Consider the following 12,210-nt stretch of genomic DNA (forward strand, 5'->3'; position numbering starts at 1 on the left):
GGCTCACTTAGTGCCGTTGATGTATCTTCAATGTTCAAGTTGGTAAGCTCGAACATCAACTCTTCAAGATCATATCTCTCGACAGTTCGATACATATAACGTAACGCGGCAATTCGACTTTCGTTGCTATTCATCATTTTCACTAATTGCTTGGCTTTGCGCGTTCTTTCATCGGTGTAGGGTTCTCTCGATAAAACGGAAAGCTTCACTGCCAGATCAAGCGATTGAGAGGCACAGTATAGGGTTTGATCATGTACAACTTGTTCGTAGGACATCTCATTTATCTCACTAGTTTCATAATGAGGATAGCTTAGCACGCTACAGACGTGCGTAAAGTTATTTTTTATCCAATTGCGATTTACTGCACCCCAACTATTGATACGATATTCACCACGATTGTATTGCTCTACATCTATCTCTAACTCATTCAAAGCTTTGATAGTATCTTGCGCAGTTCTACGAGGCATACCTGTCGCATCCATGACTTGCGTAACAGTGTTCTTGCCTGAATCTATTAAGTGCGCAACAAGCAGTCTTCGTAAGAATGAAGTTTGTGTTTTACTCGGTTTATCCGTCATTCAATTTTTTCCAGTTCCACTTTGGGTTCATTAACCCCTAATACGAATTGAGCTTTGTTCGATCGAGTGACCGCAATAACTTGAGCCCCACTTTCTTGGATAGACTTTACATGCTTATGTGTTTCTCTCTTGAATCGACTACGACCAATGGTGTTCTCTACCTTTGACTTATCGACATAGGAATAGAAACCATCCTGAGTGCATAGCTTACGAAACTCTACATCCAACTTAGCATCTATAAATGCATCGTATCGTTCCTGAGAAATCCAACGAATAAATTCCAAAATGTCATCATAGCTTTTATTAAGCAAAGATAAGCTAGCAGTGAGGCCACCAATTGGCTTTGTGTAGTCGGGTGAGCCATCTGCTAATAAATGATAGAATTTCCAGATCGGTTCGTGATGTGACAGCCTATTTCTTAGGTCTTTTATTTTATTTAATGACTTTTCTACCCTGGTGCGTTTGGGTTTATGAGGTGTGTTTGGGAACACGTCACTAAGTAGGTTTGGCCACAATAATGATTTGTTGGTTACATCCTCAAAATCACTACTAAGTAATCCACACCAGAAACCGAACATTAGGCGGCTAATAACATCATCATGACGTATAGGTAATCGTCCTTCGTTTCTAAGGTCTTTTTGAACCTTCAACACTTGTTGTTCGAAATAGCTGTGTCGTTTACGTATAAGGCCGCCATTACCATCTGGCTTCACCCAGTGTTTTGATTTTGATGGATTCATTTTGTTGATCTTGATATTCTGCACGTCTATCGCAACATGTTCGAACCACCAGTCATCATTGGCATATTTACCTAAGAGGCTATTTTTAACAGCTTCATTCAGTGCGTTTCGAAGTGTAATCTCTAAAGCTTGCAAGGCAGGATAAAGAGCTCCTGACAGTGCTTTATTCCAGTAATAGGCCCTTAATGCCTGATCGTCTGTTTTTAGTTTCAGAAGACCCTTGTAAGTTGATAAGCGTGGTGAGGATATAAACTCTTTCATATTTTTATTGACTTATAGTTTGTTAAGTTCATAATTGTTGATGGATACACGTTGTGCGTTCCCTCCCAGATAACTGGTGATAAACACGATGTAATTGTTTTACAAAGGCTGCCTTCGGGTGGCCTTTGTCGCTTCAAGGGTACTGCAATGTACTTAAACGACTGCAAGCCCAAACGTTTAGCATTCTCCCTCGCTGCCGCTTTATTAATGAACGGGTAAACATCATGCGCAGCTAAGCGGTGTAGCGACTCATCTACAGAGTCCACCAGCCAAACGTTTCCAGTACAAGGTGGTGTTCCACCGACTTGCTTGTGAGTTAGCTTGCCACTCTCATCAATGGATGAAATTAATTTGGTTTCAACGTAGTTCAATTCGACTTCTACAGTTGTACCATCAGATTTATAGAATTTGGGTATGCGATGCCCGGTTGTCAGTAAATATCTCATAACCTATCCCTAGTCTCGAAATGTCCATTGACGAACTTTCTTCATTCGGTCTATTCGAGCTTCTTTTGCCCGTTCTCTTTTGTTCCACCATTGTACTAGCGGGGAGTATTGTTCAAGATCCATTGCTAGCACCTTCATAATTGTATCCACTGATAGCCCACTCATGAGGCAAATATCCTTAATGCTGATATCAGACTTGTAAGCCTCAATAATATAGAGTCGAGTTAAACTTTTCCTCTTGATACCAATATCTGACAGGCCAGCATTAGCTATGAGCTCATCAACATAGCGGTTGAGCGTATAAGGTGCGTAATTGACTGCTCCACCAGCCTTTGTCCCTCGCTTTTGGACACCGAAGGGCTTGAACGTTTCGGGGTTTACAAGAAATAGAGCTGTAGGACACAACCCCAAATAGCTGTTAAGCGGAGAGGTTAAAACTTGTTCTTTCTTGAGTAACGTTATGTACTGTTCAACTGACTGCTTTAATCCATCGTGCGAAAATAGAATTGGTCTTTCTCGCCCGTTATAGGCTCGTTCGGCATCGATAATGAACAGTTCATTCAATTCACCGTTTGCTGATATAAAGTCGCTTACAACCAACGTGGCTATTTCTATTTCGCGCATAGCCGCAGTCGTCATCAATTGAACAATAAGCTTGTTCACCAATGTCCATGGGTTCGCTCGGCTCAAGTTGCTCGTAACCAATTTTTTTAGCTCTTTGTTCGATAGAGGTCTTCCGTCCAAAGCTGCTTACCAACGCAATGTTATTACTATTAATGCGTAATTATGGCAGTGTTTGCACAAAAAGACTAGAGCTCAACGTCACAAATAGAGCTAAGTCAGTTAGTTATGAGTAAGGTGGGAAACTCGGTGTTGATCTCTTTAGTTAACGATAAGGCTTGATTCATTTTACATTGGACTATAAAACAATACCTATGCTCGTTATTTTACTTGGTATATGTTTATAAATTAGTGCGAACTCTTTAGTTCCCATACTACGGATAAAAAAAAACCACTGAGCCGGTGACGGACTGCAGTGGTTTAGGGTATTAGACTAAGGCAGAAATAGCTTTGACCATTGAAATGCGATCAAGTGGTTTTTGTTGCTGACTTTGCTTTAGTTGAGGGTACTCGATCAGTTCTCGAAAGTGGGATGGTACTTCGTCACTATTCAATTCTACTGTTCGAAGAATGGCTGTGTTGTTGAATGAGCGAATTTCATCCACAACATCAGCAATTTGGTGAACTAATCCTTCAAATTTGCTATCGAGTAAATTTTTTGAATCTAACTCTTGATTGCTCAGTTGAATTCTTTGCTCGGTCGCTAAGATTAGCGCTTTATCCAAATTGTGGTTACTTCTAAGGTGGACCTTGTATTCATGCTGAAAAAAGGAAATGGTTCTTTCCAGTTCAGCAAGAAAGATTGAACTAACTTCGCTCTTTAACTCTTGAGCAGTTTGTTTCCGTATTCGGTGTTTAGCTTGTTGCGATGTGAAGTAATGATGTCTTCCCATGACCGCGATGAAACTGCAAATTCACCCAAACTATTGAAGATCTTATAGTAAGGCAAACTCGTTACGTATTGCTGTAATTCATCGATGTTGATCGTAGGTTCAGTATCTTCCCAAGGGTTGGTAAACTCAGGGAGAAGAATTGAAGCGGGTGTTTTAGATAAATACGATTGTAGGTTGTAAAAGCCTAGGTGTAGCATGGTAGTTCCTTACTGGTTGTTAGGCACTACCACCCATTCGGGTAGAAGTGCCCGAGTGGGGTTAAGTAATCAGTTTAATTTCCAATAGTGATCAGAGTTGATGCCCCCTTTGGGACACCATGTACATCTGATCCAATAAAACCAAGGGTAATGTGTAAGTCTTTTAGAGGAAGGTTCCCCATATCGCGAATTTTGTTCAAATCCTCGCTTTCAACTGTAACAAAATAAGCCGTATTCGCTTCTTTTGAAGCAAGGCCTAATCCGATAGTCTTAAACTCAACTGCACTTCCTAGAGAGCTTATTAGCTGATCTTCGCGTAACAACTTAAGCTCTTCTCCGTATAGGACGGTGATGTGGTATTCATCGCCATCTCTTTTCAGTTTATTTTCCACAATGCTGTCATATGCTGCCAAGCCGACGTACTCCTTAAGTTGTTCAAGGAATGGTTTTAAATCGGTCTTGTTAATTGCACACGAAAGGTATTGGGTACCACTACTACTGCCTTTCAGCTCGACTCTAGAAATCAAAATAAAGCTCCTAATTTAGAAACAAAGTTCATCTTCTGAAAGTTCGCTTGGATACCTTTCTGATGGGATCACCATGCATGATTGTTCATCATAGGTCTCCATCATAAACTGTCCGTCTTTGTTGCGGTGCAATTTGATGGCCTCATCAAAGACAGCAAGTACAGCATACTTCTCGGGTTCTTCAAGACAGCGTTCGACACGGCACCATACAAGGTTACCAAAGTTTGTACTCTTAATGATTTCCTTGTCGGTAATCGGTGTAACCCACGCTGCAAAACCATCGAAGCGCAAACTATCAATATTTAGAAATGCTTTGTCGGGACCATCCAGTACGAGGTCAAAACCTCCATCTGTTACATGGTTTCCAATACCAGGCATTTGACTTAGTTCTCGTTGAATTTGTTCTGATTCCAAGACAAGAACGTTGCGCACGCAGTTGTGGTAATGAGTGATTAGAAAATCCCAAATTTGACCTGGGTATTTAGCTGAACAGAGCTTGTGTGTTTGGGCCCAAGCTTTGAAGCGATCAGTATCAATACCATAAGCAGTTAGTTGAAAGTGCCCTCTTCCATCTTTCTCAGTAAATTGCTCAAACGACAAGAATTGACAAAACCCCCAGAGAAAATCTGGTGACTTGTATTCAAAACCTGATTCTTGAGCCGATTTTGCGCGTTGGGTAATTGCTAGGAATTGCCAAACATCAAAATGGGTTACCTTATCGAAATTGTTATACTCAAACAGAGCTGAATAAATTGGGTCCTCTTTTAACCACTTTAGAAAGTCATTGTAGTCAGAGTGCTTGGGTACCGCCTGATTTTCAGCGCGTTTCCAATCATCTGTAAATAACTCCAGTAGACGGTCTTGATTGATAGCGTTAAGAAAATTCTTAAATGTAATTAGATTCATAGATAGTTCCTCTTTCAAGGGACTACAGGGGCCCGAGGGCATTCTGTAGCCCTCAAGGGTTAGTTAGGTGATTAAATGGTTAGGTAGTCTGTTGTAACGGTGTAAGAACCGGCGCCATACTCTTCGTCTAATTCCGTTTGCAGTTCTAAAGCTGCGTAAAGAGCTTTAGCAGAAGTGTCGAAGCCACGATATAGTTCACCGTCGCGATTTGTAATACCTCTATTTTGCATAGAGTTAGAAACTTGTTCAGGGATGTCATCATGGTCTGCAGGCATTCCATCAACGTTAATCCCATAAGTAGGTTCGTCCGATTTGTCGGCTGGTCTTACAAAGGAAAAGATGAGGTGATCATCTTCTGTGTTGCCGATCAGCTTAATTGGTGTGTGGTAACCAACTAGGTCATCCAAATTGGATAGTCCGTAGTAAAATTCGTCGAGAGTAACCGGGTATATTTGGTTATCAATACGAATTTCAAAAGCTTCATCATCTCCGTAAGTATTGAAAGATGCATTCGAGTGGTATTGGCGATTCACGAAATCGAAATGCAATACGTTCTCCAAAATGAGCTCTTTAAGTTTCGAGCTCAATTCGACTTTGCATCGTTTTCCTGACCATGCCGGGTAGTCCGTGTTTTGTTAAATCAGAACTTGCAATGAGTTGATATCTAGTTTCATGCTCTAACCTCTTAAAAAATTTGGTTGATTGGGTACGTTTTGCCGTGCGAACGGAAAATTTGCCAATCGTCAGATGAGATCAATCGCTTAGTGACGATTTGAAGTGCACCATCATTAATTGACTTTATCGCCATATTGATAGTGTGTTCGTGATCGACACTTGGACCAATTTCTCCAAGCGGTAGAGTCTCTTCCCCAACGTAGTAAGCTTTCATGTCGAGGCTGTTGTATGCAATAGACTCAATGACTTTATCTTTACTTACATATTCGAACACCGATGTGCTGTACAGCGAGTAGAGCTCAAGGTGAGGAATGAGATCAGGAAACTCTTCTTCCATTTTCTCAACAATCATCATATGCGGTTTCTCACTTGCTTCGTCACCTGCTAGAACAATTTGGTACAGGCCGTGTGGCTGACCATTTAGTTGCTCTTGGAAAAACTTTGCAATGTGATCAGGCATAGGTGTTGTGATAGTTAGGTAGTTATTAGTATCAAGCATGATAGTTCCTTCGATTAACGAATTTGGTTGTTATAGATTAAGTTTGTTTACTAAATGGAGACGTCAGAGTACCGCTGGCACCCATTAGCTTTCATAAACAATATTAGTGGTATGTAATCTTCGTAAGCCTTTAAGAGTGCATTCTTGCAAAGCAGGTACGCACCATCGAAGCCATGAGCCACGGTAGAGCGTTTAAAGCATTTGAGAACCCTCTCTCCTTGAGAGTCTCTTTCGTTCCACATGGAGCGATAGATGAGCCTCTGGTTGCCGTATTTGTCGCTCTCTTGTAGCAGGAGAGGTTCAAACGTTTTGGCAGGCGTTGTAGAAGAGTAGAGTCGTCAAGAATTTCCTCCCAGAATTGACCCCAATGCTCATAACCTAGTTGGTCACGAAATTGAAGTGCTTCCTGTTTGGCTTGTTCTTTACTGATTTTTTATAACTTACTCGTTTATGCATCGTCTAACCGTTTGGTAAAGGGATGTGGATGCGAAATGAGAGGTTTGATTGGCTGATGTATTTCATGTATAGCTCCTAAATGGGACAGAAGGAGCTACCCCAAGGGATAGTTCTCCCTTGTCAGGTTGGTTTTTTAAGTGCCGTTAGGCTTATATCTCGGTTTTTACCCACGTTGAGAGCGCGTCATCACGGTAGTCATGCAGCGGTTAAGCTGATGATTTGAGTGAAGATAATCAAATTTTTGATAGGTAGGGTTTATTGAAAGGCACGGCTTATGAACCCTTGAATAAACCCTACCCTTTTCTGCTAAAGCAGGAAAAGGTAGTGGTTTGGATGTTGTTAGCTTTCAATTGAAGAAGCAAGATCATCAATCCAATCTTGAAGTGCATTAATCGCTGTATCTAGGCCATTTTCAGTTAATGGGTAAATTGCGAATAATGGGTCACCCACTGTAATTGTTTCGTTCAGTGAGTCACCAGTTATGGTGATGTACTTGACGCCTAACGTAAGTAAATTATCGTATTGGTCGATAATCTTATTTGTTGATAGGCCGATTTGAGCATCGTTTAGAAGCATGTTCAAAACAGATTCTTCATGAAGTAGTTGTTTGATTTTCATAGTTATCCCCTTGAAAGAACTCTATAAGGCATAACTGTACTCTTAGAGCAAGTAATGCCCTAGAGAGGGGTGTTAGTTTATGGTTTTTAGTAAGTCTTCGGGACCTTTGCCACCGACAGAAGTAATGTCTGATGAACCTTCAATGCAAACAGAAATAGCATTTTCAAGGCTCATTCCGAAGTGATCGATCTCGACTTCGTTATCACTCACCGCAGCATCATGCTCACAATAAGTTTCTGTAAAAGACTGATTATATTCACTGTTATAGGCACTAATCTCAAAGCAAGAATTGCTGTTTACAATACCTTTCTTTCGAAGTTCTTTGCCAATTTGTTTAATTTGACTCTCTATTAAATCATCACGATATTTCATCGTTATTTACTCCGTAATAACAACTTTAAGAAAATGCGTATTTAAGTAACTCAGAACGTGACTTGTTGCAGACTGATGTGACTTTTAGAACTTGCCCTCTGCCATATAAACAGTCTCCAACAACGGTTTCTAAATTGAAACTGAACGTTGTACTAAGCTTATCAACACCTTCTGGTACCGTCACATGATCTTCAGATTTCTCACAGAATAGTGAAGTTGTCATCTGTTCATGGTTGGGCCCAGCCATCGTCACATTGAAGAATCCATCTTTATTAATGGCATTTTCTTCGCGTAACGAATTTGTAACAAGCGTGATGACGTTTTGAGTAATTACCTTTTCATTATCAACCTCAACTTCCACTTCGCCCAAACAAGCGTTTTCTTGATTGAATAGTTGCACCTTTGCGTCACCGAAATGGTAGTCATTAGGTACCGCATTAGTGAACTCAGCAATGAGATCAAAGCTTAGTCCCTCAAGAAAATCAAAGTCATCTGGAGTTAGTGAATTGAACGTAGGTTCATCCTCTAGAGAAAGCAGGATTTTGCCGTGTTCAGGAAATAGTTCAATTCCACCAGCATTGACTTTCATACAGCGACCGTCAACACGATTTGTGATTGTAAAGTCACCAATTTTAATGTTGTCGGTAAGTGTATCTACAAATGTAGATTCAGTTGGTTCTGGTACTGCTACGATTTGAACAGAGAGGTTAGCTAGTTTAGGTAGTTGTTTAATTTTCATGTTGTAGTCCACTTAGTTGGTTGTTATGGACTATTCCCTGCCGGGAATAGTGCCCGGTAGGGTTGTTAAAGAACTGAATCGGCAAGTTTTAGAAGTGAACGAAAGTTCATCAATCCGTGTCGATTCAATAAGTTTATTTCAGTACATGCTGAATTGTGATTGTATAAGTGGCCCCAACCTTTGCCGGTAACATAAATGCCACGGGAAGTTGAAGAACGAACAATACCGCGTAGAACATGTGAACACCCAGTTAGGTGAGAGATTACTTCTACCTCATCACCTCTCTGGATTGTTTCGTTAGTTAACATTTCGCACTCCTCAGCATTCAACATCAACTTTACCTACACCTTCGATTTCAAAGTGTAAGTTAGTTTGATCTGTAAGCGATGCAGTTAAGCAAGGATATGGGCTGCTAATTGTGCTGATTCATCCATACTCATGTTGTTAGCTATGCAGCTGTTAATGAAGTCTTGAACTATCTGCTTTTGTACTGGATTTAGCATGGTTAACTCCTACACACTCATAAAGCTAGTTGATTTAGCAAGGATGCCGGTGATCAGAGATTCATAGGCGTGAAGGTGTTCTGTTTCGTCTGAAATGGGTTTAAATAAAATATTCAAGGTAAGCCCCTTAATTGGTTTATCAAGGGACTTAACCCATAGAGGGAAAGTCCCTCATGGGTTGTTGTAAAGTTAAAACATTTGCATTTGGTTAGCTGACATTTCGAATTCTCCAACGTTGGTCACCGTTGTATCCGGCTTTCCATGTCCTTTCTTCGGTTTATTGTCTTTTAGCTCATTGATCGCGTCAACGACACTCTCAACACCAAATAGATCGAACGCGTAATCATCAGCGAGTTCTTGTTTTTGGAGATCAGATTTGATGCTGTCAAAAGTCTCTTGGTCGATACTGTTATCAATTAGATACTCATGGACATTCATCATTACCATGTCCCCATCTTCATTCTCTTTCATCGGTCGTTCTGATTGAAAAAGTCTAAGGATATAGTCATGTCGGCGGGCAATTGCGTCATATCTTAGAAGGTCTGCACGACGAATTGAAATCCAACGATTTCTAAGTGCAGCTCGACAAGTTTCAGCAATATCTACCTTTTTGAGATCATAGTAATGCTCTCGTACAGCGTCTACATACATAAAACCACCAGCCATATTAACTTGCATTTCATCTGCAAAGTCGCAATCCAGTGACTCAATGTTCCAACCGGAAGGCAGGATGCCTTGTACTTCTTGTTGATTTGGCAAGTCATTACTGACATCAAACCAACGAGCTTTCGGAATAGTAATTCTTTCAGCGCGAGGTACTTCCGGTATGAAGTAGCGTTCTCCAAGCTCATGGATAGCTAAGTAATCACGAGCCGCGGGACTTGCTTCCTCGAAGTCGCGGTTGAGGCTCCACACGAAATCTATAGCAAGAATGTCATCCTTAGTTACGTTTTCGAACATTGGGTAGCATAGAAGTAAATTCAGTTCTGTCTTCTCAATTTTACCTGAGTAGTACATCTCTTCATGTTTCTTAGCTCTCTCCACCTCCATGCGATCCATCGTAATGAGGAATCGGAGCAGTTGGCGTTTTACTTCTGGCTTGAAATAGTCAGGAAGCACTTTCATCCAACCGTGATCGATACGCTTACCGCGGAAGTCGCGTGAATTCATATCAAACCTGATGTTCAATAGGAATTGGCGGAACTTTACGAAGGGTTTCATAAAGCTGTAGGCTTCATCTTGCTCAAGCATACTCTCCAATGAGTTATCACGCTCACCAGATACCGTGCACCATGCGCATCCAAATCTAGATCCGCACGAACTTTTGTTTCCTTTGTCGCCTACGATAACGCCACAGGTACCAGAGTTCGCATCACGGTACAGTTGCATCATTTCATCGAAGTTAGGAGTGTATGTGTTGTAGATACGGGCGGGTTTTCCGTCGTACTGCACACATCCAGCAATAAGTTCCCACACGTCGTCTAACTCAAAGTTAGCGATCGGCGCGAATGTTTTCTTACCTTCGACTTCAACAATAGATACTTCATCCATATCGAACCTTTCCATGCTTCTCTTGCGAGCGGCACTTTCGTCAAGGCGCGTTCCTAGTAAGGTAATGATTTCACAATTGTTTTCAGCTTCAATCTTCTTAACCAGCTTTTGCTGAGGTTGAATCTTTTCACTGATTGCGCAATCTCTGCTCTGACCAGGAAAGCGAGGTAATTTCCCGCGCCCTATACAGTAGTAGTTAAACGATCCTGTTAACGAAGGTTTAACCTGATGCACTTCAACGGGCAGGTTATTCTTTGCGGCAAATATTGTGATTTGCGTTAAAGACCATTCTGCGTAGCTGTCAATCAGGGGCATTTCGCGTTTCGTGTTACTGTTTAGGACGTAACATTTTGGTACGCTAGTGCTTCCTTCTGCAATTACACGTCTCATGGCCTCCAAGAAGATGATTAAAACGCAGGTACTGTCTTTTCCGCCAGAAAATCCTACGGACAAGGAGTAGCCACTTTTCAGCAGGTTGATGAGTCTTTCGACTGATTCTTCCCACACTGGTTTGTTTTCTAATGAATCGACAGCAACGATCTCTACCTCTTGTGAAGTTGAAATGTTTGTTACTGGGATTTGTAGGTTGTCTAAGTTTAATTTGATGTTGTCCATGTAGTAGCTCCTTCAAGCATTGGTTTAAAGGCACTACTACCCCTATAGGGCGTTTGATGCCCTGTAGGGTTGGTTGATTATGTTGGGTTGGGTTTAGACCAAATGAGTTGTATCCACTATCTTTGGCTTGGCCCAAGTATCTGTCTTGATGTTTGGAGAGAAACGGTAGGCTCCGATTTCTTCATCGAAGATCGCATCATGGATGCCGTAAGCTTCGACTAGGTTGTAGAAGTCTTGTTCGGTATCTAGAAAAATACCTAGCCTCTCGTTCTTGCAGTAGTAACCCTGATTCGGGAAACGGTACTTAAGCAGCGTGATCTTGGTGTTAGATGCGTAAGCAGTGAACATCGCGATCGCAATTTTGTCAGCGCTATAGCAATAACGTTGACGATGATTTACCACTTCGTGCTTCATTCGTTTAATACTACGATTATCGCCTTTATTAGCATCGTATTCGAAGTCTTTACACTCTCGCACATAAGCAGAGCGTATTTCTTCAAAACGTTCTTCGTCTGCTAAGTAATCGGTGTAAGTCGCGTATCGACGGCGTAATGAAGCTTCGGCAGTAACGATTGGCCAGTACGTCCAAACATTAACTGTTTCCTCATATTTCTCGTAACGTTCATCTCGGTTGTGTGCAAGGATTTTACGAGAATCGTAGAAGCTTTGTTGCTTAGTGCCGATATGAGTTAACTCTACTTTAGCGATATCTTTAAATGGACCGCCACTGCAAGATAGCGATTCGAAATCACCAGGCGCCTTAGTGCCTGAGACTTTAAAGCCAACGTATATGTACCCTTCTTCGACGTCCGGATGGTGGCATACAAGCGCGTGGGCACCTAGATGTTCACCGGCTAGCGGAATAACCACATCACCAAGCTTTGGTTGAATGTGGTAGTCAGGGTTAGAAACAAGAGAAACAGTTTTTTCGATCAGATTTACAGGGTTATTCATGGTAGTAGCTCCAATTGGTTTAAAATGGGCACTATCCTCCCTGTAAGACAGGGCGAGTA

Annotated in this window: 15 protein-coding genes and 1 pseudogene; all 16 read right to left on the bottom strand. The window is 41.4% G+C overall.

Annotation, left to right across the window (positions count from 1 at the left end; all coding sequences use genetic code 11):
• Positions 1-302 precede the first annotated feature (302 nt).
• Positions 303-578, bottom strand: a pseudogene (locus AB6D58_RS01165) (helix-turn-helix domain-containing protein); the annotation flags it as partial.
• Positions 575-1,579 (bottom strand): Abi family protein, encoded by a 1,005-nt coding sequence (locus AB6D58_RS01170; protein WP_372156206.1) that lies wholly within the window; start codon positions 1,577-1,579, stop codon positions 575-577. The gene AB6D58_RS01170 and the pseudogene AB6D58_RS01165, both read right to left, overlap by 4 nt.
• Complete coding sequence (locus tag AB6D58_RS01175) at positions 1,576-2,025, bottom strand: hypothetical protein (RefSeq protein WP_372156207.1); 450 nt, start codon at positions 2,023-2,025, stop codon at positions 1,576-1,578. The genes AB6D58_RS01170 and AB6D58_RS01175 overlap by 4 nt, the downstream gene beginning before the upstream one ends.
• 9 nt (positions 2,026-2,034) lie before the next feature.
• A complete protein-coding gene (locus AB6D58_RS01180; protein WP_372156208.1) occupies positions 2,035-2,688 on the bottom strand; it encodes a hypothetical protein in 654 nt (217 codons plus the stop codon).
• 386 nt (positions 2,689-3,074) lie between these two features.
• Complete coding sequence (locus tag AB6D58_RS01185) at positions 3,075-3,371, bottom strand: hypothetical protein (protein WP_372156209.1); 297 nt, start codon at positions 3,369-3,371, stop codon at positions 3,075-3,077.
• Positions 3,372-3,466: 95 nt separating this feature from the next.
• Positions 3,467-3,736, bottom strand: a complete 270-nt coding sequence (locus tag AB6D58_RS01190; RefSeq protein ID WP_372156210.1) for a hypothetical protein — start codon at positions 3,734-3,736, stop codon at positions 3,467-3,469.
• Between the two features lie 74 nt (positions 3,737-3,810).
• A complete protein-coding gene (locus tag AB6D58_RS01195) occupies positions 3,811-4,263 on the bottom strand; it encodes a hypothetical protein (protein ID WP_372156211.1) in 453 nt (150 codons plus the stop codon).
• 15 nt (positions 4,264-4,278) lie between these two features.
• On the bottom strand, positions 4,279-5,169 hold the full coding sequence (locus AB6D58_RS01200) for a hypothetical protein (protein ID WP_372156212.1): 891 nt from the start codon (positions 5,167-5,169) through the stop codon (positions 4,279-4,281).
• Between the two features lie 71 nt (positions 5,170-5,240).
• Positions 5,241-5,729 (bottom strand): hypothetical protein, encoded by a 489-nt coding sequence (locus AB6D58_RS01205; RefSeq protein WP_372156213.1) that lies wholly within the window; start codon positions 5,727-5,729, stop codon positions 5,241-5,243.
• Between the two features lie 125 nt (positions 5,730-5,854).
• Positions 5,855-6,343 (bottom strand): hypothetical protein, encoded by a 489-nt coding sequence (locus AB6D58_RS01210; RefSeq protein ID WP_372156214.1) that lies wholly within the window; start codon positions 6,341-6,343, stop codon positions 5,855-5,857.
• A gap of 795 nt (positions 6,344-7,138) precedes the next feature.
• Positions 7,139-7,417, bottom strand: a complete 279-nt coding sequence (locus AB6D58_RS01215) for a hypothetical protein (protein WP_372156216.1) — start codon at positions 7,415-7,417, stop codon at positions 7,139-7,141.
• A 72-nt stretch (positions 7,418-7,489) separates the two neighbouring features.
• Entirely contained in the window at positions 7,490-7,789 is a 300-nt protein-coding gene (locus AB6D58_RS01220) for a hypothetical protein (RefSeq protein ID WP_372156217.1), read from the bottom strand.
• Positions 7,790-7,814: 25 nt separating this feature from the next.
• Complete coding sequence (locus AB6D58_RS01225; protein ID WP_372156218.1) at positions 7,815-8,528, bottom strand: hypothetical protein; 714 nt, start codon at positions 8,526-8,528, stop codon at positions 7,815-7,817.
• Positions 8,529-8,593: 65 nt separating this feature from the next.
• Complete coding sequence (locus AB6D58_RS01230; protein ID WP_372156219.1) at positions 8,594-8,836, bottom strand: hypothetical protein; 243 nt, start codon at positions 8,834-8,836, stop codon at positions 8,594-8,596.
• Positions 8,837-9,220: 384 nt separating this feature from the next.
• Positions 9,221-11,197: a hypothetical protein gene (locus AB6D58_RS01235; RefSeq protein WP_372156220.1), complete on the bottom strand. Its 1,977-nt coding sequence runs from the start codon at positions 11,195-11,197 to the stop codon at positions 9,221-9,223.
• Positions 11,198-11,290: 93 nt separating this feature from the next.
• Positions 11,291-12,151: a hypothetical protein gene (locus tag AB6D58_RS01240; protein WP_372156221.1), complete on the bottom strand. Its 861-nt coding sequence runs from the start codon at positions 12,149-12,151 to the stop codon at positions 11,291-11,293.
• Positions 12,152-12,210 lie beyond the last annotated feature (59 nt).

The sequence above is a fragment of the Vibrio sp. 10N.239.312.D08 genome, assembly GCF_041466145.1.
Taxonomy (GTDB): domain Bacteria; phylum Pseudomonadota; class Gammaproteobacteria; order Enterobacterales; family Vibrionaceae; genus Vibrio; species Vibrio crassostreae_C.